The 22710-nt window shown below is 73.4% G+C and carries 26 protein-coding genes; 20 read left to right on the top strand and 6 right to left on the bottom strand.

From position 1 onward, the window contains the following. Window positions 1–111: 111 nt before the first annotated feature. The 6 genes from M8C11_RS10570 to M8C11_RS10545 all read left to right on the top strand — a co-directional run bounded on the left by M8C11_RS10570 (window position 112) and on the right by M8C11_RS10545 (window position 7524). Window positions 112–1467 (top strand): ammonium transporter, encoded by a 1356-nt coding sequence (locus M8C11_RS10570; protein WP_308212737.1) that lies wholly within the window; start codon window positions 112–114, stop codon window positions 1465–1467. 25 nt (window positions 1468–1492) lie between these two features. Continuing rightward, window positions 1493–1831, top strand: a complete 339-nt coding sequence (locus tag M8C11_RS10565; protein WP_013284578.1) for a P-II family nitrogen regulator — start codon at window positions 1493–1495, stop codon at window positions 1829–1831. A 17-nt stretch (window positions 1832–1848) separates the two neighbouring features. Next, complete coding sequence (locus M8C11_RS10560; RefSeq protein ID WP_252449416.1) at window positions 1849–4110, top strand: [protein-PII] uridylyltransferase; 2262 nt, start codon at window positions 1849–1851, stop codon at window positions 4108–4110. A gap of 114 nt (window positions 4111–4224) precedes the next feature. Continuing rightward, window positions 4225–5778, top strand: coding sequence for a signal recognition particle protein (gene ffh, locus M8C11_RS10555; protein ID WP_252449415.1), 1554 nt, complete (start codon window positions 4225–4227; stop codon window positions 5776–5778). A gap of 66 nt (window positions 5779–5844) precedes the next feature. Beyond that, window positions 5845–6426: a Uma2 family endonuclease gene (locus tag M8C11_RS10550; protein WP_208577172.1), complete on the top strand. Its 582-nt coding sequence runs from the start codon at window positions 5845–5847 to the stop codon at window positions 6424–6426. Between the two features lie 18 nt (window positions 6427–6444). After that, window positions 6445–7524, top strand: a complete 1080-nt coding sequence (locus tag M8C11_RS10545) for an amidohydrolase family protein (protein WP_252449414.1) — start codon at window positions 6445–6447, stop codon at window positions 7522–7524. Window positions 7525–7546: 22 nt separating this feature from the next. Here the strand turns inward: M8C11_RS10545 and M8C11_RS10540 are convergent, their stop codons facing one another. Next, window positions 7547–8140 carry a TetR/AcrR family transcriptional regulator gene (locus M8C11_RS10540; protein ID WP_252449413.1) on the bottom strand — a complete coding sequence of 198 codons (594 nt, stop codon included), beginning with the start codon at window positions 8138–8140 and terminating at the stop codon, window positions 7547–7549. A 25-nt stretch (window positions 8141–8165) separates the two neighbouring features. Further along, window positions 8166–8702, bottom strand: coding sequence for a hypothetical protein (locus M8C11_RS10535; protein ID WP_252449412.1), 537 nt, complete (start codon window positions 8700–8702; stop codon window positions 8166–8168). A gap of 69 nt (window positions 8703–8771) precedes the next feature. Here M8C11_RS10535 and proS point away from each other — a divergent pair, with 69 nt between their 5' ends. The 12 genes from proS to M8C11_RS10475 all read left to right on the top strand — a co-directional run bounded on the left by proS (window position 8772) and on the right by M8C11_RS10475 (window position 17042). Further along, on the top strand, window positions 8772–10178 hold the full coding sequence (proS, locus tag M8C11_RS10530; RefSeq protein WP_128136372.1) for a proline--tRNA ligase: 1407 nt from the start codon (window positions 8772–8774) through the stop codon (window positions 10176–10178). A 1-nt stretch (window position 10179) separates the two neighbouring features. Next, the gene (locus M8C11_RS10525; protein ID WP_120571175.1) at window positions 10180–10848 is read left to right on the top strand and encodes a DUF402 domain-containing protein; all 669 of its coding nucleotides are present in this window, start codon (window positions 10180–10182) and stop codon (window positions 10846–10848) included. 242 nt (window positions 10849–11090) lie between these two features. Next, on the top strand, window positions 11091–11537 hold the full coding sequence (gene rpsP / locus M8C11_RS10520; RefSeq protein ID WP_120571174.1) for a 30S ribosomal protein S16: 447 nt from the start codon (window positions 11091–11093) through the stop codon (window positions 11535–11537). Beyond that, complete coding sequence (locus tag M8C11_RS10515) at window positions 11512–11772, top strand: RNA-binding protein (protein WP_026268109.1); 261 nt, start codon at window positions 11512–11514, stop codon at window positions 11770–11772. Before rpsP ends, M8C11_RS10515 begins: the two co-directional genes overlap by 26 nt. Beyond that, window positions 11772–12311: a ribosome maturation factor RimM gene (gene rimM / locus M8C11_RS10510; RefSeq protein WP_030269963.1), complete on the top strand. Its 540-nt coding sequence runs from the start codon at window positions 11772–11774 to the stop codon at window positions 12309–12311. The genes M8C11_RS10515 and rimM overlap by 1 nt, the downstream gene beginning before the upstream one ends. A gap of 13 nt (window positions 12312–12324) precedes the next feature. Next, window positions 12325–13113: a tRNA (guanosine(37)-N1)-methyltransferase TrmD gene (gene trmD / locus M8C11_RS10505; protein ID WP_030269961.1), complete on the top strand. Its 789-nt coding sequence runs from the start codon at window positions 12325–12327 to the stop codon at window positions 13111–13113. A gap of 143 nt (window positions 13114–13256) precedes the next feature. Continuing rightward, window positions 13257–13616: a 50S ribosomal protein L19 gene (rplS, locus tag M8C11_RS10500; RefSeq protein WP_013284591.1), complete on the top strand. Its 360-nt coding sequence runs from the start codon at window positions 13257–13259 to the stop codon at window positions 13614–13616. A gap of 168 nt (window positions 13617–13784) precedes the next feature. Further along, window positions 13785–14666 carry a signal peptidase I gene (gene lepB, locus M8C11_RS10495; RefSeq protein ID WP_252449411.1) on the top strand — a complete coding sequence of 294 codons (882 nt, stop codon included), beginning with the start codon at window positions 13785–13787 and terminating at the stop codon, window positions 14664–14666. Further along, window positions 14663–15295 (top strand): signal peptidase I, encoded by a 633-nt coding sequence (gene lepB, locus M8C11_RS10490; RefSeq protein ID WP_120571172.1) that lies wholly within the window; start codon window positions 14663–14665, stop codon window positions 15293–15295. The genes lepB (M8C11_RS10495) and lepB (M8C11_RS10490) overlap by 4 nt, the downstream gene beginning before the upstream one ends. A gap of 90 nt (window positions 15296–15385) precedes the next feature. Next, on the top strand, window positions 15386–15853 hold the full coding sequence (locus M8C11_RS10485; RefSeq protein ID WP_252449410.1) for an NUDIX hydrolase: 468 nt from the start codon (window positions 15386–15388) through the stop codon (window positions 15851–15853). Continuing rightward, entirely contained in the window at window positions 15847–16722 is an 876-nt protein-coding gene (locus M8C11_RS10480) for a ribonuclease HII (RefSeq protein ID WP_252449409.1), read from the top strand. Before M8C11_RS10485 ends, M8C11_RS10480 begins: the two co-directional genes overlap by 7 nt. Continuing rightward, window positions 16719–17042, top strand: a complete 324-nt coding sequence (locus M8C11_RS10475; protein ID WP_011905215.1) for a DUF2469 domain-containing protein — start codon at window positions 16719–16721, stop codon at window positions 17040–17042. Before M8C11_RS10480 ends, M8C11_RS10475 begins: the two co-directional genes overlap by 4 nt. A gap of 24 nt (window positions 17043–17066) precedes the next feature. Here the strand turns inward: M8C11_RS10475 and M8C11_RS10470 are convergent, their stop codons facing one another. Then, a complete protein-coding gene (locus M8C11_RS10470; protein WP_252449408.1) occupies window positions 17067–18173 on the bottom strand; it encodes a sulfite oxidase in 1107 nt (368 codons plus the stop codon). Then, window positions 18170–18829, bottom strand: a complete 660-nt coding sequence (locus M8C11_RS10465; protein WP_252449407.1) for a class I SAM-dependent methyltransferase — start codon at window positions 18827–18829, stop codon at window positions 18170–18172. Before M8C11_RS10465 ends, M8C11_RS10470 begins: the two co-directional genes overlap by 4 nt. 132 nt (window positions 18830–18961) lie before the next feature. On the opposite strand from M8C11_RS10465, the gene M8C11_RS10460 reads away from it, so the two are divergent. Continuing rightward, window positions 18962–19627 carry a peptidoglycan DD-metalloendopeptidase family protein gene (locus M8C11_RS10460; RefSeq protein WP_252449406.1) on the top strand — a complete coding sequence of 222 codons (666 nt, stop codon included), beginning with the start codon at window positions 18962–18964 and terminating at the stop codon, window positions 19625–19627. 31 nt (window positions 19628–19658) lie between these two features. Here the strand turns inward: M8C11_RS10460 and M8C11_RS10455 are convergent, their stop codons facing one another. Further along, on the bottom strand, window positions 19659–20840 hold the full coding sequence (locus M8C11_RS10455) for an aminotransferase class V-fold PLP-dependent enzyme (RefSeq protein WP_252449405.1): 1182 nt from the start codon (window positions 20838–20840) through the stop codon (window positions 19659–19661). An 88-nt stretch (window positions 20841–20928) separates the two neighbouring features. After that, window positions 20929–21918: a tyrosine recombinase XerC gene (locus tag M8C11_RS10450; RefSeq protein WP_252449521.1), complete on the bottom strand. Its 990-nt coding sequence runs from the start codon at window positions 21916–21918 to the stop codon at window positions 20929–20931. A 445-nt stretch (window positions 21919–22363) separates the two neighbouring features. On the opposite strand from M8C11_RS10450, the gene M8C11_RS10445 reads away from it, so the two are divergent. After that, the gene (locus M8C11_RS10445; protein ID WP_121685494.1) at window positions 22364–22705 is read left to right on the top strand and encodes a hypothetical protein; all 342 of its coding nucleotides are present in this window, start codon (window positions 22364–22366) and stop codon (window positions 22703–22705) included. Window positions 22706–22710 lie beyond the last annotated feature (5 nt).

Here is a 22710-nt window from a genome sequence, read left to right as displayed (position 1 = left end):
GCGGTGTCGCTGAAGGAAACAGCCGGCGACAAAGCTTCCGCGCAACCGGCTGACGGGCGATGCTGCCAGGTCTCAGTCGGAGGGAGGAATACGACAACGAGAGGAGGCAGCGTGGAGATCGACACCGGGAACACTGCCTGGTTGCTTGTCTCGACTGCCCTCGTGCTGCTCATGACCCCCGGTCTCGCGCTGTTCTACGGCGGCCTGAACCGGTCCAAGGGCGTTCTGAACATGATGATGATGAGCTTCTCGTCCATCGGGCTCGTCAGCATCCTGTGGCTTTTCTACGGCTTCACCGTCGCCTTCGGCGAGGGCGGCAAGTTCTGGGGTGACCTGGGCCAGTACCTGGGCACCAAGACCTTCGTCGGCGAGAACGACCTGTGGGGCGAGACCGGCATCCCGATCTACGTCTTCATCGCCTTCCAGATGATGTTCGCGATCATCACCGTGGCACTGATCAGCGGCGCGCTGTCCGACCGGGTGAAGTTCGCCGGCTGGCTGCTGTTCGCGTTCGGCTGGGCCACGCTGGTCTACTTCCCGGTCGCCCACATGGTCTGGGGCGGCGGGCTGATCGGCGGCGACATCGGCGCGCTGGACTTCGCCGGTGGTACCGCTGTGCACATCAACGCCGGTGCGGCGGCGCTCGCGCTGGTGCTCGTGCTCGGCAAGCGGGTCGGCTGGCCGCGCGAGAGCATGAAGCCGCACAACGTCCCGATGGTCGCCCTCGGCGCCGCGCTGCTGTGGTTCGGCTGGTTCGGCTTCAACGCCGGCTCCGAGCTGACCGCCGACGGGGTCACCGCGCTGGCGTTCATCAACACCCAGGTCGCCACCGCCGCCGCGCTGCTCGGCTGGATCGTGGTGGAGTGGCTGCGCGACGGCAGGCCGACCCTGGTCGGCGCCTCGTCCGGCGCCATCGCCGGCCTGGTCGCGATCACCCCGGCCTGTGCGTTCATCACCCCGGCCGCAGCGGTGCTGCTGGGCGTGGTGGCCGGTGCGGTCTGCGCCCTCGCGGTCGGCCTGAAGTACCGGCTCGGCTACGACGACTCGCTCGACGTGGTCGGCGTGCACTTCGTCGGCGGCTGGATCGGCTGCCTCTGGATCGGCCTGTTCGGCACCGCCTCGGTCAGCTCGCTGGTGGAGACCGACGGCCTGTTCGTCGGCGGCGACGCCTCGCTGCTCGGCAAGCAGGCGATCAGCGCGCTGATCGTGAGCGTCTACTCCTTCGTGGTCGCCTTCGTCCTGGGCTTCGTGATCGACAAGACGATCGGCCTGCGGGTCTCCGCCGAGGCCGAGGTCGACGGCATCGACATCGCCGAGCACGCGGAGAGCGGCTACGACCTGTCGCCCACCACGGGCAGCAGCGGTGGCGCGTTCGCGATGGCCGGGATCGGCGCCGGCAAGCCGGCCGCGGAGCCCGCCGTCGAGACCGACGAGTCCGCGCCGGTCAGCGAGAAGGTCGCCGGTTAACGTTCCTGGGATGGAGGGGTTGGACATGAAGCTGGTGACCGCGGTCATCAAGCCGTACCAGCTGGACGCGGTGAAGGAGGCCCTGCACGCGCTCGGCGTGGCCGGGCTGACCGTCAGCGAGGTCCAGGGCTACGGCCGGCAGAAGGGGCACACCGAGGTCTACCGGGGTGCCGAGTACACGGTCGAGTTCCTGCCCAAGATCCGGGTCGAGGTGCTCACCGACGAGATGGACGTCGACAAGATCGTGGACGCGATCGTCGGCGCCGCCCGGACCGGCAAGATCGGCGACGGCAAGGTCTGGGTGACCGGCGTCGAGGAGGTCGTCCGGGTGCGTACCGGCGAGCGCGGGCTCGACGCCCTCTGATCGCCGGATCCGCCGACATGACCTCGTTGACCACCGCCTCCGGCCCCTCCGAGGGCCAGGCGGTGGTCAACGAGGTCGTCGGCGTACCCGGGGGCATCGGCGCGGCCGCCCGGTCCGCGCGGGCCGACGCGCTCGACGCCTGGCTGTGCCGGGCCTTCCCGGACCGGGACGGCGTCGCGCTCGTCGCGGTGGGCGGGCTGGGCCGCCGCCAGTGCGCCCCCTACGGCGACCTCGACCTGGTGCTGCTGCACGCCGGCGTGCCCGGCATCGACGAGCTGGCCGCGTCGCTCTGGTATCCGATCTGGGACGCCGGACTGCGGCTGGACCACTCGGTGCGCACCGTCGCCGAGGCGCTGTCGGTGGCCCAGGACGACGTCAAGGTCGCCCTCGGCCTGCTCGACGCCCGGCACGTGGCGGGCGACCCGGCGCTCACCGACCAGCTCTCCCGTACCGCCACCGACCACTGGCGGCGGACCGCGATCCGCCAGCTCCCCGGCCTGCGCGAGATCACCGCTGCCCGTTGGGAGGCGCACGGCGAACTGGCCTTCCTGCTCGAAGGCGACCTCAAGGAGGCGGCCGGCGGGCTGCGCGACGTGGGCATCCTGCGCGCCATCGCCACCGCCGGAGTCACCGACGCGCTCCGCCCGGCCGTGTACGCGGCACACCGGCGGCTGCTGGACACCCGCGACGCGCTGCACCAGCAGGTGGGCCGCCGGGTCGACCGCCTGGTCGCCCAGGAACGCGACGGCGTGGCGCGCCTGCTCGGCGCCGAGGACGGCGACGCGCTGCTGCGGCTGGTGGCCGGCGACGCCCGCACGGTGAGCCACGCCCTCGACGACGCCTGGCGGGCCGCCGACCGGCTCCGCTCCGGGCGGCACCGCGCCGCGCCCGGCCGTCCGCTGCGCCGCCCGGTCGCCCGGGACGTGGTGGAGCAGGACGGGGAACTGGTGCTCGCCCGCACCGCCATCGGGGCCCGCCCCGACCCGAGCCTGTCGCTGCGCGTGGCCGCCGCGGCCGCCACCACCCGGCTGCCGATCGCGCGGGCCACCTGCGAGTGGCTGGCCGCGTACTGCCCGCCGCTGCCCGCGCCCTGGCCACCGGCGGCCCGCGCCGCGCTGGTCACCCTGCTCGGCGCCGGTCCGGGCCTGGTGCCCGCCTGGGAGACCTGCGACAGGTACGGGCTGATCGACCGCTGGCTGCCCGAGTGGACCCGGATGCGCAGCCTGCCCCAGCACAACCCGGTGCACCGGTTCACGCTCGACCGGCACCTGGTGCAGACCGCGTACGAGGCGAGCCGGCACACCCGCGACGTGGAACGGCCGGACCTGCTGCTGCTCGGCGCGTTCCTGCACGACATCGGCAAGGGACTGCCCGGCGACCATTCGACAGTGGGCGCGCCGCTGGCCGAGGCGGTCGCCACCCGGGTCGGGCTGCCGCCGGACGAGGCGGCGCTCATCGGCACACTGGTCCGGCTGCACCTGCTGCTGCCCGACGTGGCCACCCGGCGCGACCTGTCCGACCCGAAGACCATCGCGGGGGTCGCCGGGCGCGTCGGCGACACCGGCACGCTGGAACTGCTGCACGCCCTGGTCCGCGCCGACGCCGCCGCCACCGGCCCGGCCGCCTGGTCCGGCTGGAAGGGCCGGCTGATCGCCGAACTGGTGAGCCGGGTGCGCACCACGCTGGACACGGGCGTGGTGCCCGCCCCGCCGGCTCCGGACCCGGCGCTGGTGGCGGGGCCGCTGCCGGTCGTACACCTGGGGGAGGACCGGGTGTCGGTGGCCGCGGCCGACCGGCGCGGGCTGCTCGCCACAGTCGCCGGCTGCCTGGCGCTGCACCGCCTGGAGGTGATCTCCGCGGACGCCGCCACCGTCGACGGCCGGGCCCTGGTCGAGTGCCGGGTGCAGCCGCGCTACGGGCTGGCCCCGGAGCCGATCGCGCTCAGCGCCGACCTGCGCCGCGCGGTCGGCGGCGACGTCTCGGTCATCCAGCGGCTGCGCGGGCGGGCGCTCGCCGCGCGCGGCCAGGGCGCCGCGCCCCGGGTGGTCTGGCACCGGGAGGCGGCCACCGACGCGGTCCTGCTGGAGCTGCGGGCCGCCGACGCGGCCGGGCTGCTGTACCGGGTGACCTGTGCGCTGGACGAGGCCGGCGCCCAGGTGCGCGCGGCCCGGATCTCGACGCTCGGCGGCGACGTGGTGGACACGTTCTACCTGGTCGGCGGCGGGCCCTCGGACGAGGAACGGGCCCGGATCGAGGCCGCCGTGCTGGCCGCCGTGTAGCGGAACGGGCCGCCGGGCCGGAGCGGGCGGGTAGGCGGCGGGATACCCTAACGGTGGGTTGGACCACCGGCCCGGCAGCATGTGCCCGCCGAAAACGACAAACGGGATGTTCGCGTGTTTGACACCTTGAGTGACCGCCTGTCCGGGATCTTCACCAAGCTCCGCGGCAAGGGCCGGCTCACCGACGCCGACATCGACGCCACCGCGCGCGAGATCCGGATGGCGTTGCTGGAGGCCGACGTCGCCCTGCCGGTGGTCAAGGGCTTCATCGCGAACGTCAAGGAGCGGGCGCGCAGCGCCGAGGTCTCCCAGGCGCTCAACCCGGCGCAGCAGATCGTCAAGATCGTCAACGAGGAGCTGATCAACGTCCTCGGCGGCGAAGGGCGGCGGCTCCAGTTCGCCAAGAACCCCCCGACGGTGATCATGCTGGCCGGCCTCCAGGGCTCCGGCAAGACGACGCTCGCCGGCAAGTTGGCCCGCTGGCTCAAGAGCCAGGGCCACCAGCCGCTGCTCGTCGCCGCCGACCTCCAGCGTCCCAACGCCGTCGGGCAGCTCCAGGTGCTCGGTGGCCGGGCCGGCGTCGAGGTGTACGCCCCGGCGCCCGGCAACGGCGTCGGCGACCCGGTGCAGGTGGCCCGCGACTCGATCGAGCACGCCCGCCGCGCCGCCCGGGACATCGTCATCGTCGACACCGCCGGCCGGCTCGGTATCGACACCGAGATGATGCAGCAGGCCGCGAACATCCGCGACGCGGTCCAGCCCGACGAGGTCATCTTCGTCATCGACGCCATGGTCGGTCAGGACGCGGTGCGCACCGCCGAGGCGTTCCGCGACGGCGTGGGCATCACCGGCGTGGTGCTGTCCAAGCTCGACGGCGACGCCCGCGGTGGCGCCGCGCTCTCCGTCCGCGAGGTGACCGGCCAGCCGATCCTGTTCGCCTCCACCGGCGAGAAGCTGGAGGACTTCGACGTCTTCCACCCGGACCGGATGGCCAGCCGGATCCTCGGCATGGGCGACGTCCTCACTCTGATCGAGCAGGCCGAGGCGGCCTTCGACTCCGATCAGAAGGAGAAGATGACCGCCAAGCTGATGGGTGGGGAGACCTTCACGCTGGAGGACTTCCTCGACCAGCTCATCGCGGTCCGGCGGATGGGCCCGATCGCCAACGTGCTGGCCATGATGCCGGGCATGGGGCAGATGAAGGACCAGCTCGCCGAGCTGGACGACAAGCACTTCGACCGGGTCACCGCGATCATCCGGTCGATGACCCCGGCCGAGCGCACCAACCCGAAGATCATCAACGGCTCCCGCCGGGCCCGGATCGCGGGCGGCTCCGGCGTCACCGTCATGGACGTCAACCAGCTGCTCAACCGCTTCGCCGACGCGCAGAAGATGATGAAGCAGATGGGCGGCATGATGGGCCTGCCCGGCGGTGGCCGGCGCAAGGCGACCAAGTCGCCGAAGAACAAGCGCAAGGGCACCAAGGGCGGCGGGCGGCCGCGTACCGGCGCCGGGATGCCGGGCGGCTTCCCGGGCGGCATGCCGCAGCTCCCGCCGGGCCTGGACCCGGGCGACCTGGCCGGTGGGCAGGGCCTGCCGCCGGGCTTCAAGCTCCCGAAGATCGACTTCAACAAGCTGGGCAAGGGCGGCGACAAGGGCGCCCGCTAGCGTGTCGGTGACGGTGGGCGATGTGATCATCACCTAGGGTCAGTTCGCCCCCTGGAAGGAGATGTCATGACCGCGGCCCCGATCCTGCCGGAGCGGCACGAGTGGACGGTCGACGACCTGGGCGAACTGCCCAAGGACCTTCCGTACGAACTGATCAACGGAAGGTTGATCGTGCCGTCGCCCACCGCCCTGCACCAGGACCTGTGTGTCCGTCTCCTGCTCGCGCTTGAGGTCAACTGCCCGCCGGAGTTCCTGGTGAGCATCGACCTGTCCATGCGGGTCGACCGCCGCAACGAGCCGCGCCCGGACGTGGTGGTGATCCGGCGCAAGCACGCCGCCCGGTCGCCGGTCCCGGTCGAGGACGCGCTGCTCGCCGTCGAGGTCGTCTCGCCGACGTCGCACTTCCGCGACCTGTACGACAAGGCGAAGGTCTACGCCCGCTCCGGGGTCCGCTCCTACTGGGTGGTGGATCCGCAGCACGAGCGGATCGCACTCACCGAGTACACGCTCGACGGCGCCGCCCGCGAGTACGAGCAACTGGCACACACCGAGGACCTGTTCGTCACCGAGCGGCCCTGGAAGGTCTCGGTCGACCTGCCAGCGCTGACCGCGCGGCGCAACGACCTGCTCGCCGGCGAGGAGGACTGATCGGGTAGGACTGTGCACATGGCTCTGCACGTGCGCGGTGTGTTCCTTCCCGACGACGAGGTCCGGGACGTCTGGCTGGTCGGCGACCGGGTCACCTTCGAACCGGTGCCCGGTGCCGAGACGGTGGCCGACGGCGGTTTCGTCCTTCCCGGCCTGACCGACGCGCACTGCCACATCGGCATCGCCCGCGGCGGCAGCCCGATCACCTCGCTCGACCAGGCCCGGGAGCTGGCCCGGATCGACCGGGACGCGGGCGTGCTGGCGATCCGCGACGCCGGTTCGCCGTACCCGTACCCCGAACTGGAGGACGAGCCGGACCTGCCGCGACTGTCCCGCGCGGGCCGGCACGTCGCGCCGCCGAAGCGCTACCTGCGCGACATCGGCGTGGAGGTCGGCGCCGCGGAGGTGGCCGCGACGGTGGCCGCGCAGGCCGCGGCCGGCAACGGCTGGGTCAAGCTGGTCGGCGACTGGATCGACAGGGGGGTGGGGGACCTGGCGCCGGCCTGGGACGCCGACACCATGACCGCGGCGGTCGCCGCCGCGCACGCCGCCGGGGTACGCGCGGCGGTGCACACCTTCTCCGAGTCGGCCGTGGAGATCATGGTGCGGGCCGGGGTGGACTCGGTGGAGCACGGCACCGGGCTGAGCCTCGACCTGATCGACCTGATGGCCCGGCAGGGCACCGCGTTGGTCCCCACGATGATCAACATCCGGACGTTCGGCCACATCGCGGAGCAGGCCCGGCCCAAGTTCCCCGGGTACGCCGACCACATGCTCGCCCTGCGGGACCGTTTCCCCGAGGTGGTGCGCGCCGCGCACGAGGCGGGCGTGCCGATCTACGTCGGCACCGACGCGGGCGGCGGCATCGACCACGGCCTGGCGGCCGAGGAGATGCTGCTGCTGCACGAGCAGGCCGGGATGTCCGCCCCGGACGTGCTGGCGGCCGCCTCCTGGGGGGCCCGCGAGTGGCTCGGCTTCCCCGGGCTGGTCGAGGGCGGCCTCGCCGACCTGGTGGTCTACCCCGAGGATCCGCGCCGCGACCTGCGCGTGGTCCGCGCGCCCAGCCGGATCGTGCTGCGCGGCCGGGTCGTCCGCTGAGCGGCCGTCGCGGGCGGCGGGCCTAGCGGGCGGTCGCCGCCATCACGAACAGGCGCACCGCCAGGTCGGCCAGCCGGTCGGCGGTCTCCTCGACCGGGCCGCCGGGCAGCACGATGTGGCTCACCACCAGGCGTACGACGCTGTCCGCCGCGAACGCCAGCGCCGCCGGGTCGGCGTCCGGCAGGCGGTGCCCGGTCCACTCCAGCAGCGCCGCCGCGGCCTCGGCGAGCACCAGTTCGGACCGGGTGGTCAGGTACGGCAGCAGCTCCTCCGAACCGCCCCGGGTGCTGGTCAGCACCGCCCGGACCAGCGGGTTCTCGGCGGCCGAGGCGAGGGTGCGGTGGATCGCCGCGTACGCGGCCGCGCGGACGTCCGAGTCGTGCTCGTCGAGCGCGGACCGGACCTGGCCGACGAACCGGTCCACCTCGTGCCGGGCCAGCGCATCGCCCAGGCCCGCCTTGGTGCCGAACTCGTTGTAGACCGTCTGCCGGCTCACCCCCGCCGCGCTCGCGACGGCGCCCATCCGGACCCCGGCCCAGCCGGTCGTGACGGTCAGCGAACGGGCGGCGTCGACGATCGACTCGCGCACCGGTGTGACATTCCTCGGCTTAGGCATGGTGATCGAAGTCTACGGGCGCTCGTCAGCGCACCTCGAGTTCGTACTCCGCCTCGACCCGGAACGTTCCGTCGTCGTGGCCGCCGAAGGTCAGGTGGTGCGTCCCCGGCGCGGGTGGCGGCACCAGACCCCACAGGCCCCAGCAGGAGACGTGCACCGGCCACGGCCACGCGGTGACGACGTTGTTGAAGAACCCCCGTACCGGGAACGAGGCGGGGGAGCCCGCCGGCCGCACCGGCACCGCGACCCCGTCCAGTTCGGCGTGCCCGCCGGCGTGGGGCATCGGCGCGACCGGGCCGTCCCGGCGGCCGACCCGCCAGCAGCAGATCGCCGGGAAGAACAGGGGGCGACCCGCCGGCACCACGCAACGCCGGGCGACCCCGCCGCCCTGCGTGCCGGCGAGGAACCACACGTCGTCTGGCTGGTGGCGCCCGCCGTGCCGGCCGGTGGTGTCCTTGAGCGGGTTGACCGGCTGGCGGTGGGCGGCCACCCAGGCCACCCAGCGGGCGGCGAGCGGCGCCAGCGCCGGCGCCGGCGCCGGGTCGGGGCTGGGGGAGAGCATGACGGCAGATGGTAGTGCGGGCGCGCCCGGCTGCGGCGACCCGTCACGGGACGCATAGGATGTGCGGTCATGGCACGCGTGCTCACTCCCCGTGCGGAGGACTTTCCCCGCTGGTACCAGGACCTGATCGCCAAGGCGAAGCTGGCCGACAACGGCCCGGTCCGGGGGACCATGGTGATCCGACCGGCCGGCTACGCCATCTGGGAGCGGATGCAGGCCGAGATGGACGCCCGGATCAAGGCGGCCGGCGCGGAGAACGCGTACTTCCCGCTGTTCATCCCGGAGAGCTACCTCAAGCGGGAGGCCGAGCACGTCGAGGGCTTCTCGCCGGAGCTGGCAGTGGTCACGCACGGTGGCGGCAAGCAGCTCGCCGAGCCGGTGGTGGTGCGCCCCACGAGCGAGACGGTCATCGGCGAGTTCATGGCCAAGTGGATCGACTCGTACCGCGACCTGCCGCTGCTGCTCAACCAGTGGGCCAACGTGGTCCGGTGGGAGCTGCGCCCGCGGATCTTCCTGCGTACCAGTGAGTTCCTCTGGCAGGAGGGGCACACCGCGCACGCGACCCGTGAGGACGCCCGCGCCTACGCCCGGCGGATCCTGCACGAGGCGTACGAGGACCTGATGGTCAACGTGCTCGGCATCCCGGTCGTGGTCGGCCTGAAGACCGCCCGGGAGCGCTTCGCCGGCGCCACCGCCACGTACACGTGCGAGGGCATGATGGGCGACGGCAAGGCGCTCCAGCTGGGCACCAGCCACGAGCTGGGCCAGAACTTCGCCAAGGCGTTCGACATCAGCTACTCCTCGGCCGAGGGCGGCCGGGAGCACGCGTGGACCACCTCCTGGGGCACGTCCACCCGGATGCTCGGCGGCCTGATCATGTGCCACGGCGACGACAACGGGCTGCGGGTGCCGCCGAAGCTGGCGCCGGTCCAGGCGTACGTGATGATCGTCAAGGACGGCGACGGCGTCGGTGAGGCGGCCCGGAAGCTTCACGACGCACTGCGGGACGCCGGGGTGCGGGTGGCGCTCGACGACCGGACCGACACCGCGTTCGGCCGCCGCGCCGTCGACGCCGAGCTGCGCGGCTACCCGGTCCGCGTCGAGGTCGGCCCGCGTGACCTGGCCGCCGGCAACGCCGTGGTGGTCCGGCGTACGGACGGCTCGAAGGCCCCGACGCCCGTCGCCGACGTGGTCGGCGCGGTCCTGGCCGCGCTGGAGGCCGACCAGCGGGCGCTGCACGACCAGGCGCTGGAGTTCCGCCGGTCCCGCACCGTCGAGGTGTCGACGCTGGCCGAGGCGATCGAGGCGTCCGCCACCGGCTGGGCGCGGGTGCCGTGGTCGGCGGTCGGCGTCGAGGGCGAGGCCGAGGCGAACGGCCAGGGCGTGACGGTCCGTTGCCTGGTGCGCGCCGACGGCTCGGTGCCGGACTCGGAGGACGAGCCCGACCTGGTGGCGATCCTCGCCCGCGCGTACTGAGATGCGGCCCGGCGATCCGGCCGGCCGGTTCGCGCCGGGGCGGCTGATCCTGCATCGGAACGTGCGGCACGGCCGGATCGGCTGGGTCCGGTCGGCCCGCGTGGTCTCCGACGACGAGCGTGGCCTGCTGCTCTGGGTGGCGCGGACGGCGCCCGTCGCGCACGAGGTGACGGAGGCTGGCCTGGGCATGCGGGCCGTGCCGTTCGCCGAGTGGGTGACGTCGTCCTACCGGCTCGCGCAGGGGCTGTGGAACGGTCCCCCGGTGCTGAAGTTCCTGCCCACTGGCGCGGCCCACTCGGTCTGGTGGTTCCGCGACGCGGCAGGGCGCTTCCAGAACTGGTACGTGAACCTGGAGGAGCCCGGCGTCCGCTGGGACGACGGCGCGGTGGCCGGGGTCGACATGGTCGACCAGGACCTCGACGTGGTGGTCCACCCGGACCTGAGCTGGGAGTGGAAGGACGAGGACGAGTTCGCCGAGCGGCTGGCGTTCCCGGAGCACTACTGGGTCACCGACGAGAAGGCGGTACGCGCCGAGGGCGAGCGGGTGATCCGGATCGCCGAGGCGGGCGAGTTCCCGTTCGACGGCACCTGGTGCGACTTCACTCCACCCGCGGAATGGGACGTACCGGACGAACTTCCGCCGGGGTGGGACCGCCCGCCGGTGCGCTGAACCGGTGTCCTCCGTCACGGCCCGCCCCGCCCCGGGCGTGGTGTCCGGGTCCGGTGTGAGAGTTCCGGGCCGGATCTGGCAGAATGGGTCGCTGGTATCCGGCGCGCGTCCGGCGCCCTCTAACCCGGGCGCGTCGCCAGTTCACCGAGCAGTCTCCGGCCCAAACCCCACTGTGCCGGTCGGCGCTCACCCGCCACACCGCCCGTACGGGCCGGTGAGATCGCAACAGGAGCGAAACAACTGTGGCCGTAAAGATCCGGCTCCTGCGGATGGGCAAGATCCGCAACCCGCAGTACCGCATCGTCGTCGCCGACTCGCGCACCAAGCGTGACGGTCGCGCGATCGAGTTCGTCGGTGTGTACCAGCCGAAGGAAGACCCTTCGGTGATCGAGGTCAAGTCGGAGCGGGTCCAGTACTGGCTCTCGGTCGGCGCCCAGCCGAGCGAGGCCGTGCAGCGCCTGCTGGAGCTGACCGGTGACTGGCAGAAGTTCAAGGGCCTGCCCGCCCCGCCGCCGCTGAAGGTCGCCCCCGAGCGGGCCGACCGCAAGGCGGCGTACGAGGCCGAGGCGAAGGCCGCCGCCGGCGTGGCGGACACCCCGGCGAAGCCGGCCAAGAAGGCCGCCAAGCCGGAGGCCGAGGCCCCCAAGGCCGAGGAGCAGACCGGTGCCGAGTCCGGCGAGCAGGCCTGACATGCCGCTGCGTCCCGCTCTGGAGCACCTGGTCAAGGGCATCGTCGACCACCCGGACGACGTCCGGGTGCGCATGGTCGACTCCCGTCGGGGCAAGCGCCTCGAAGTCCGCGTGCACCCCGAGGACCTCGGCACGGTGATCGGGCGGTCCGGCCGGACCGCCAAGGCGCTGCGCCAGGTCATCGGCTCCATCGGCGGGCGTGGGGTACGCGTCGACATCGTCGACTCGTACTGATGCTTCTCGTCGTCGGCCGGATCGGTAAGCCGCACGGCATCCGCGGTGAGGTCACCGTGGAGGTGCGTACCGACGAGCCCGAAGCACGGTTCGCCCCCGGTTCGGTGTTGACCACCGAGCCGGGGGTCACCCCGTCGGAGCCCGGCGCCTGGCGGGTGCCGCCGACACTCACCGTCGAGTCGGCCCGCTGGCATCAGGGCCGCCTGCTCGTCGCCTTCGAGGGCGTGCTGGAGCGCGACGTCGCCGAGGCGCTGCGCAACACGCTGCTCGGCGTGGACAGCGCCGACGTCGCCCCGCCGGAGGACCCGGAGGAGTTCCACGACCACCAGCTGGTCGGGCTCACCGTGGTCACCCGCGACGGCGAGCACGTGGGCGAGGTCGCCCGCATCGACCACGCGCCCGCGTCCGACATGCTGGTGCTGCGGCGCCCCGAGGGGCGTACCGCGCTGGTCCCGTTCGTCAAGGCGATCGTGCCCGAGGTGGATCTGGCCGGCGGTCGCGTCGTCGTCGACCTGCCCGGCGGTCTGCTCGACCTCTAGCTGGAGCCACCGCATGCGCGTCGACATCGTGTCGATCTTCCCCGAGTACTTCGCCCCGCTGGATCTCTCGCTCATCGGCAAGGCCCGGGCGAACGGCACGCTGCGGCTGGCCGTACACGATCTGCGGACCTGGACCCACGACGTGCACCGCACGGTCGACGACACGCCCTACGGCGGCGGTCCGGGCATGGTCATGCGGCCCGAGCCGTGGGGCGAGGCGCTGGACGCGCTGGCGCCCGGCGAGCTGAGCCCGGACGGGCACACGCTGCCCCGGCTGCTCGTGCCGTCGCCCGCGGGCGTCCCGTTCACCCAGGCCCTGGCGCACGAGCTGGCCGCCGAGTCGCACCTGCTGTTCGCCTGCGGCCGGTACGAGGGCATCGACCAGCGGGTGCTGGACCACGCGGCGACCCGGATGCCGGTGACCGAGGTCTCGCTCGGCGACTACGTGCTGTTCGGCGGTGAGGTGGCCGTGCTGGTGATCCTGGAGGCGGTCACCCGGCTGCTGCCCGGCGTGCTCGGCAACGCCGGGTCGCTGGACGAGGAGTCGCACGCGCACGGGCTGCTGGAGGCACCGCTCTACACCAAGCCGGCGAGCTGGCGCGGGCTGGACGTGCCCGAGGTGCTGCGCTCCGGCGACCACGCCAGGATCGACCGCTGGCGGCGGGACGAGTCTCTGCTGCGGACCGCGGCCCGGCGCCCCGACATGATCGGCGCGCTGGCCCCGGAGACGCTCGACAAGCGGGACCGGGCGACGCTGGACCGGGGCGGATTTTCCTCGCCGCCGGGGCATGTGGCAAAGTAGAGGGGTTGCCGCATCCGTCCGCGCCGTGGGCGGTTGCGAGGACCCTCGACCGGGGCCGGTCTCGCCGGTCACCACCCGGGGGTCAGAATCACCCATCCGCGCATCGACTGACGATGCGCCGTGAGCCTCACGAGGACACAGCGATGAACATCCTGGACGCCCTTGACGCCCAGTCGAAGCGTACCGACCTGCCCGACTTCCGTGCCGGTGACACCGTCAAGGTGCACGCGCGGGTCGTCGAGGGCAACCGGTCCCGGGTCCAGATCTTCCAGGGCGTCGTCATCCGCCGCCAGGGTGACGGTCTGCGCGAGACCTTCTCGGTCCGCAAGGTCAGCTTCGGCGTCGGCGTGGAGCGGACCTACCCGCTCAACGGCCCGGGCATCGACCGGATCGAGGTCGTGACCCGCGGTGACGTGCGTCGCGCCAAGCTCTACTACCTGCGTGAGCTGCGCGGCAAGAAGGCCAAGATCAAGGAGCTGCGGGAGAAGCAGCCGGCGAACTGACGTCCGTACGCCACGCCGCCCGAGCTGCGCGGATGTCGTATCGACCAGACCGCATTACCCTGGTCGGTACGGGCGCAGCCGGACGGTGCGAAACGGTCCACTACCGCCCGTGGGGTCTCCGAGGAGACTCCCGGGCGGTAGTGTCGTTTCCGCGGACCGGAGAGTGGCATGGTGCAGATGGTTGACGAGGACGGCGCCGTCGATCCCTGGCGCCGGCGGGCCCGCCGCGGCCGCCGCCAGATGCCGCTCTGGCAGGAGCTGCCGCTGCTGCTGATCGTGGCGTTCTGCCTCGCGGTGCTGATCCGCACCTTCCTGCTCCAGGCGTTCTTCATCCCCTCCGGGTCGATGGAGAACACGCTGCTCGTCGGCGACCGGGTGCTGGTCAACAAGGTCGTCTACGACGTCCGCGACCCGGTCCGCGGCGAGGTGGTGGTGTTCCGGGGCACCGACCGCTGGGTCGCCCAGGAGGCGCCCGCGCCGCCGGCCAACTTCGCCGGCCGGGTCGGCCGCACGCTCGGCGACCTGGTGGGCGTCAGCCGCCCCGGCGAGAAGGACTTCATCAAGCGAGTCATCGGCGTACCGGGCGACAAGGTCTGGTGCTGCGACGACGGCCGGGTGGTGGTCAACGGGGTGCCGCTGGACGAGCAGGCGTACGTCTCCGAGGACTCCCCGGTCGAGCTGCCGCCCAATCCCAAGGAGTGCCGGTCCCGGCAGTTCACCGAGGTGGTGGTGCCGCCGGGGCAGATCTTCGTGATGGGTGACCACCGGCTGGTCTCGCAGGATGCCCGATGTCAGGGGCCGGTGCCGATCGAGAACGTGGTCGGCCGCGCCTTCATGATCGTCTGGCCGTCGCAGCGGTGGACCACTCTGTCCGTACCGGAGACGTTCACCAGCGTGCCCCGCGCGGACGCCGCGCCCGCGGGGCCGGTGCCGGTGGATCCCGACCCGGTCGGCGGTGTCGTCCTGATCCTCCCGGTCGCGGCGACGCTCACCGTTCTGGCGGGTTCGGGGCGACCGCGCCGTACCCGGCGACGTAGGCTCCTCCCGTGATCGACGAGCAGACCGAGAAGCCCCGCAGCTCCTTCTGGAAGGAGCTGCCCATCCTCCTGGGCGTGGCGATCCTGGTCGCGGTGCTGGTGCGTGCCTTCGTGCTGCAGACCTTCTTCATCCCGTCGCCGTCCATGGAGAACACCCTCAAGATCGACGATCGGGTGCTTGTCAACAAGCTGGTCTACGACTTCCGCTCGCCGCACCGGGGTGAGGTGATCGTCTTCAAGGCGCCCACCGAGTGGAGCGGCAACCCCGACGGCGAGGACTTCATCAAGCGGGTGATCGGCGTCGGCGGCGATCACGTGGTCTGCTGCGACCGCACCGGCGGCCAGGAGCGGCTGGTCATCAACGGCAAGCCGATCGACGAGCCGTTCATCTTCCCCGGCAACAAGCCCGCCGACCAGGACTTCGACGTCACCGTGCCGAAGGGGCGCCTGTGGGTCATGGGCGACCACCGGGAGGCGTCCGGCGACTCGCTGGAGCACTGGCAGCAGTCGGGCGAGGACATCAACGTCGCCACCATCCCCGAGGGCGAGGTCGTCGGCCGGGCCTTCACCATCTTCTGGCCGGTCAGTCGCGCGACCTGGCTCAGCGTCCCCGAGCAGTTCGACGGGATCCCCAATCCCTGAGCCGGCCCGCGCCACGCTCCGGCACGCCGGCCCCGGCTCGGCGGCGGGAGGGCGTGGTCGTTCGTCGCAGGCGTCTGGCAGGCTGGTGCGGTGACCGTCTACACCCCTCGTCGCGCGGCCCGGGTGCTGCTCGTCGACGCGTCCGACCGGGTGCTGCTCTTCCAGGGCAGTGATCCGGCCCGGCCGGGTCACCGCTACTGGTTCACCCCCGGCGGCGGGCTGGACCCGGGGGAGTCCCCGGCCGACGGCGCCGCCCGGGAACTGGCCGAGGAGACCGGCCTGCGCATGGCCCCGGCCGAGCTGGGCGCGCCGGTCTGGGCGGAGACCGTCGAGTTCCCGTTCGACGGCGTCTGGTACCGCCAGGAACAGCAGTTCTATCTGGTCCGGGTGACGGGCTGGGAGGTCGACACGGCCGGCTTCAACGACGTCGAACGGGCGAGCGTGCACGGGTACCGCTGGTGGCCGGTCGCCGAGCTGGCCGCCTCCGCCGAGCGCTACTACCCGCCGGACCTGCCCGGCCGGCTCGGCGCCGTGCTGGCGGGTGGTGGCGCATGCTGACCCCGCCGCGCACCGTGGTGCGCCGCGACGGCGGCCTCTACGCGCTGGAGCGGGCCCTGCAACGGCGCGGCTTCCGGCACGTGGCGGGCGCCGACGAGGCCGGTCGAGGCGCCTGCGCCGGGCCGCTCGTGGCCGCCGCCGCGATCCTGCCCGAGGGCCGGCGCGGCGAGATCGACGAGCTGGCCGACTCGAAGCTGCTCACCCCCGCCGCCCGCGAGCGCGTCTACGACGAGGTGGTGGCACGGGCCCTGGCGTACGCAGTGGTGATCATCCCGGCCGAGGAGGTCGACGCCCGCGGGCTGCACGTGTGCAACCTCGCCGCGATGCGCCGGGCTCTCGCCTCGCTCACCACCCGCCCGGAGTACGTGCTGACCGACGGCTTCGGCGTCGACGGGCTGGACGTGCCGGGCCTGGCGGTCTGGAAGGGCGACCGGGTGGCCGCGTGCGTGGCGGCGGCGAGCGTGCTGGCCAAGGTCACCCGGGACCGGATCATGGTGGAACTGGACGGGCGGTTCCCCGGCTACGGCTTCGCCGAGCACAAGGGCTACATCACCGCCGAGCACAGCGCTGCCCTGCGCGCGCTCGGGCCCTGCGGGGAACACCGCTTCTCGTACGTGAACGTGGCCGCCGTCTCCGGACGGGACGGCCGGCCTCCCCGCGCCCGCCGACCGGTGGGCGCCGACGCGGCGCGGCCCGAGCCCGCGGCCGGGCTGCCGGGTCTCGGGCCCGGAGCGTTCGCCGGCCGCCCGGACGAGCCGATGGGGCACTGCGGCGCGTCAGGGGGTACCGTCGGCGTGGCGTTGGGCGAGCAGCCGCGACCTCCGGCGTCGGTGGGGGAAGATGTGGTCATGGAAGGCGGAGTGCGATGAGCGCGGAAGATCTCGAGAAGTACGAGACCGAGATGGAGCTGCAGCTCTACCGGGAGTACCGGGACATCGTCCGCCAGTTCTCCTACGTGGTGGAGACCGAGCGCCGTTTCTACCTGGCCAACCAGGTCGACCTGCACGTGCGCAACTCCGACGGCGAGGTCTACTTCGAGGTCGAGATGCACGACGCCTGGGTGTGGGACATGTACCGCCCTGCCCGTTTCGTCAAGAATGTTCGAGTAATGACGTTCAAGGACGTCAATGTGGAAGAGCTCGAAAAGCCCGACATCTCGCTTCCCGCAGATTCCGGATTCGGGAGCTGACCGTCGGCGGCTGACCGCCCGGGATCACTCCGCCGGCACGACCACCTCGACCCGCTGCACCAGGTTGTTCGCGAACCCGCCCCGGTTCCACGGCTGCTCGACCGGCTGGGTACGCCCCGACGCGTCGGTCGCCCGGGCGCCGAGCACGTACCGCCCCGGCGTCGCCGTCCAGTTCACCGACCAGCGGCGCCACGCCCACTCGCCACCGGCCGGCTCGTCAAGGACCGCGGGCGTCCACGTCCCGCCGCCGTCGACAGTCACCTCGACCGAGGTCACCGGCGCGTGACCGGACCAGGCGCGGCCGTCCAGAGTGCACGGTCCCGGCCGCAGCACCCGGGTGCGGGACATGAAGTCCGGGAACCCGGGCGGACGCACCAGCGCACGCGGCTCGATCCGGGTCACCGGCACGCCCGGGTCGTCGGCGTCACGCCGCAACCGGTAGGCCACCGCGTTCTGGTAGCCGTCGAACGGCTCGGTCGTCACGGTGATGTCGCGCAGCCACTTCACGTGCGCCATGCCGTACCAGCCGGGCACGATCAGGCGCAGCGGCGCGCCGTGCTGCGGCAGCAGGGGAGCGCCGTTCATCTCGTACGCCAGCAGCACCTCCTCGCGTAGCGCGTCGGCCACCGGCAGCGCCCGCTGGTAGTCCTGCTCGACACCGCGCTCCACCCCGTGGTCCGCGCCGGTGAACACCACGTCCACCGCGTCGCCGGACAGGCCGGCCTCGCGCAGCAGTGGCGCCAGCGGCGTACCGGTCCACTCGGCGTTGCCCACCGCCTCCACCAGCCACGGCTGGCTGACCGGCCGGGGATGCAGCAGCGCCCGGCCGTTACCAGCGCACTCCAACGTGACCCGGTGGGTCACCCGGGGCCGGTCGCGCAGCGCCGCCAGGTCCAAGCGAAGTGGACGCTCGACCGCGCCGGACACGCTCAGCGCGTACGCGGCCGGGTCGACGTCCGGGATGTCGTAGTGGATGAGCAGGTAGTGCAGGCCCGCCGGGGTCACGTCGTACCGCAGCGCCTCCAGCGGGATGCCGTGGTTACGCGCGGCGAGCTGAAGCTCCTCGGCACTGATCGCCTCGTCCGGCCCGGCCACCCGGGAGGGCCGGCTGACGTCGTCCACAGTGGTCATGACTGCTCCGTCCGCTCCAGCACGTCGTAGCCCACGAACGTGAACATCCGCACGCCCGGCGCCAGCGGGCGGGGCGTGCCGGTGAAGCGGTGCGCGCCGACGCCCACACCGTCGGCCGGGCTGTTCACCGCCACCGGCTCGAAGCCCTCCTCGGCGAACCACTCGCAGATGACCGGCACCAGGTCCGGCTCGCGCCGGTGCCGCGTCCACAGCACCGTGCCGCCGGTGGCGCAGAGCGAGGCGCAGTGCCGCACAGTGGCCCGGATGTCGTCGTCGGTGATGTTGCCGAAGATGCCGCAGGCCAGCACCAGATCCGCCGGGGCCAGGTCGGCGTAGCGGTCGGTCAGCGAGGCGTCCCCGGTCACCACCTCCACGCCGGTGAGCCCCGCGTCGGCGGCCGCCCGGCGGGCCAGGTCGGCGTTGCGCGGATCCAGCTCGACCAGGCGGGCGGTCACGTCGCCGCCCCGGGGATGGGCGGCCAGCACCGGGATCAGGTCGCGGCCCTGACCCGCGCAGAGGCTCAACGCGCGCAGCGGGCCGGGCGGCGCCACGTCCAGCGCGTCGGAGACACGATGCCGCACCTCGGCGAGTCGCCGGGCCAGTGCGGACTCGGGCTGGTCGTAGTCGCTGTGCCAGGCGTACCAGTCCTTCGTCACCCGGCCAGCATAGGCGTCCGGGCTGTAGCAGATCGGCCCCGATTCCGGCGACCGTCCACAGCCGGCGCGTCGTCCACAGGGCGGTCGCGCGGTGCTCGCGGGACGGTGCCCGTGGTGGGCAGGGTGTCCGGCGTGCGTACCTCGATTTCTCCGGCCGGCCGGGCCGTGCTGTCGGTGTTGTTCCTCGCGGCTTGCCTGCCGGGCGCCTCCGCGCCGTCCCGGGCGGCGCTGTCGTCCTCGGCCGGGCCACTGTCGTCCTCGGCCGGGCCGTTCGCCGGTTCCGCGGCGGGTGCCTCGGCAGCCGGTGACCCGGTGGCGGGTGTCTCGGGGGCGGGAATTCGGGCTGCGCCCGGTGGGCGGTTCCGGTGGCCGCTGCCGGGCGCTCCCCGGGTGGTGCGGCGGTTCGACCCGCCGCCGCAGCCCTGGCTGTCCGGGCACCGGGGCGTCGACCTCGCCGCCGCACCCGGTGCGCCGGTGCTGGCGGCCGGTGCCGGGACCATCCTGTTCGCCGGCACCGTCGCCGGCCGGCCCGTGCTCACCGTCGGCCATGCCGACGGGCTGCGCACCACCTACGAACCGGTCCGCTCCCGGCTCACCGCCGGTACCCGCGTGGACGCCGGTACGCCGGTCGGCGACCTGCTCGCCGGGCATCCCGGTTGCACCGAGGCGGCCTGCCTGCACTGGGGCCTGCGGCGCGAGACCGAATACCTCGATCCGCTGGCCCTGCTCGGGCTCGGCCGCGTGCGGTTGCTGCCGCTGCACCCCGTCTCCGACGGTTCCGCGGTTGTCGCCGGCTGATCGGCGGCGGCGCCGGTCGGCGGCGCGCGGCTCAGTCCTGGGCGAGCAGCGTGGGCAGCCGGACGGCCAGCCGGTCGTACTCGTCGGGGGTGTTGTAGACCTGGCCGCACAGCCGCAGGTAGCCGCGCCCGTTCCAGCCGGCGACCGACACCTCGGCGGAGAGCCGGTCGGCGATCCGGGCCCGGAGCTCCCGGGCCGCATCCAGCGTCGTCGCGACACCGGGCGGCAGCGGCACGAGCCGCATGGCGACCGCCGGTCCGCCGGGCTCCGGCAGCCGCTCCGGCGCCACACCGAGCGCGTCCCCCACGACCCGTTGCCCGTACGCGGCCAGCGCCGCGTTGTGCGCGCGTACCCGGTCCACGCCGAGGCTGCGCAACGTGAACAGGCCCACCGGGGCGGCCAGCCAGCCGGTGTAGTCGAGCGTCGCCTGCCACTCCACCCGGACCGGGAACCCGCTGTCCTGCTCCCACGAGACGACGAGCGGCTGGATCTTCTCCCGCCACTGCGGCGTCACCACGAGCGCGGCGGTGCCGCGCGGCGCGTACGCCCACTTGTGCAGGTTGCCGACCCAGAAGTCGGCGCCGACGGACGCGACGGTGGCCGGCAGCATGCCCGGCGCGTGGGCGGCGTCCACGAGCACCGGCACGCCCTGCTCCCGGGCCACCGCGACGATCGCCGCGGTGGGGAACAGCCGGGCGGTCGGCGAGGTGAGCTGGTCGACGATCAGCAGCTTGGTACGCCCGGGGCGCAGCCCGTTGCGGACGATCTCGACCACCTCCTCGTCGGTGGCCGTCAGCGGCACCGGCAGGGTGCGGGACACCGCCCCGGTGCGGCCGCACTCGCGGGCGACCGACAGCGCCACCGCCCCGTACCCGTGGTCGGTGGTCACGATCTCGTCGCCGGGGCGCAGCGCCAGCGACTGCAACACGACGGCCGCGCCCGTGGTGGCGTTGCCGACGAGCGTGGTCCCGTCCGGGTCCGCGCCGAGGAACGCGGCCAGGTGCCGCCGGGCGTGGGCGATCCGGTCGACCAGGCCCTGCGTGAAGAACCGCAGCGGGTTGGCCTCCATCTCGTCGCGCAGGCGCTGCTGGGCGCGTTGCACGGCGATGGGTACGGCGCCGAACGAGCCGTGGTTGAGATGGCTGACGGAGGGATCGAGGGAGAAGAGCAGCCGAGCCCCGGGAATCGGCTCGGGTGGCTGCGGCACCGTCATCCGTCGATCCTAGCCCGAGATGGATCATGCGCTGGGCGGATTCCGCCCGCAGACCGTTCCACCGACGCTGCCTGCGCGCCCCTGGCGGTCAGGCGCGAGGGTGCGCCTGCCGGTACGCGGCGCGGAGCCGCTCCACCGAGACGTGCGTGTAGATCTGCGTGCTGGCGAGCGACGAGTGCCCCAGCAACTCCTGTACAGCGCGCAGGTCCGCGCCGCCTTCGAGCAGGTGCGTGGCGGCCGAGTGGCGCAGCCCGTGCGGCGTGACGCGCGGCACCCCGGCGGCCCCGGCCCACCCGGCCACGATCCGCCGCGCGGTGGTCGGGTTGAGCCGTCCGCCCCGCGCCCCGAGCAGCAGCGCCCGGCCCGAGCCGGGGGCCAGCAGGGCGGGCCGCCCGTCGCGCAGCCAGGCGTCCAGCGCCCGCTGGGCCGGCACTCCGTAGGGCACCGACCGCTCCCGCCCGCCCTTGCCCAGCACGCGTACCACCCGGCGGGCCTGGTCGACGTCGGTGACGTCCAGGCCGCACGCCTCGCTGATGCGTACCCCGGTGCCGTAGAGCAGTTCCAGCAGCAGCCGGTCGCGCAGCAGCACCGCGTCGGGCGGTCCGTCGCCGGCCGCCTCGGCGATCGTTCCGTCGTCGGGTCCGAGCCCGGTGCCGTCGGGGTGGACCGTCGAGCGGTCGGCCCCGGGCGGGCCCGGACGCTGCTGCGAGGGCGCCTCCACCAGGGCGGCGGCCTGGTCGGCGCGCAGCACGGTGGGTAGTTCCCGCCGGGCCCGGGGGCTGGCCAGCGGTGCGGCCACGTCGTCGGCGAGCAGGCCGGCCCGGTGCGCCCAGGCGCTGAACGTCCGGGCCGCGGCGGCGCGCCGTGCCATCGTCGTCCGGGCCGCGCCCATGGTCCGCTGCTTCGCCAGCCAGCTACGAACCACGGCGAGGTCCAGCTCCGGCAGCTCGGCGCAGCCCATCCGGACGGCGTGGTCCAGGAGCGACACGAGATCCGTGACGTACGCCCGGACGGTGTGGACGGAGCGGTTGCGGACCCGCGACAGGTGGTCGGCGAAGTCGTCCACCGCCTCGCGCATCGACGCGGGCAGCTCCTCGTGCGCGTCCCGCGTGCCGCGCCGCCGCTGACTCACCGCGGCACCCGGTCCGGGCGTACGCGGTCGCGGCGGCGGCGGACGACGATCACCGTGCCAGCGTAAGGCGGAAGTGCCCTCGTCGGCCGTGCCGCCGTCCCCGCCGTTCACCGTGCCGGCCCGGCCGTCACTCCGCCGTCCGGCGTCGGCCGGTCGACCGGCGTGTGCCGTCCGCCACGTCGGACGCGCCCTTCCGGTGCCGGATCAGTGCCGACGCGCGGGACGGGGGTGGCAGAAGCGGGTCTGGACAGGGGAAACTCATGCTGCGGCACGCTCCGGTGCGGCGACCGGCGGGCAGCGTGGCCGAGCCGGCCCCGACGGAGGGTCGATCCGGCCGCGATCAGGCGAACGCGTCCCCGTGACGGTGACGCCGCTACGAGGAGGGCCGAGAGTGGGAGTGGACGCCGTCCTCTACCGGCAGGTGTCGGCGGGTGACAGTCGCCGCCGGCCCGTGTACGTCTCGATCGAGGTCGTCGCGGACCCGCAGGACGTGCTGCTCGACCTGCTCAAGCGTGTCCGCGGCGGTGGCCGGACCCCGCTGCTGGACCGTGTCGACCCGCTCGGCGAGCTGACAGTGGGCGCCGAGCGGATGTCGCAGCTGCTGGCCGAGCTGCGGTGCCTGGCCGAGGTGGCCGGGGCGCCGGCCGAGGTCGACCACGTCCACCGGCTGGCCCGGCTCGTCCGCCGGTGCGCGGAGCGCCGCGACGCCGAGATCCGGTTCGAAGGCGACTGACGCGT

The organism is Micromonospora sp. CPM1 (assembly GCF_023896895.1).
Taxonomy (GTDB): domain Bacteria; phylum Actinomycetota; class Actinomycetes; order Mycobacteriales; family Micromonosporaceae; genus Micromonospora; species Micromonospora tulbaghiae.
This window is presented reverse-complemented; position numbering and strand designations above follow the sequence as displayed.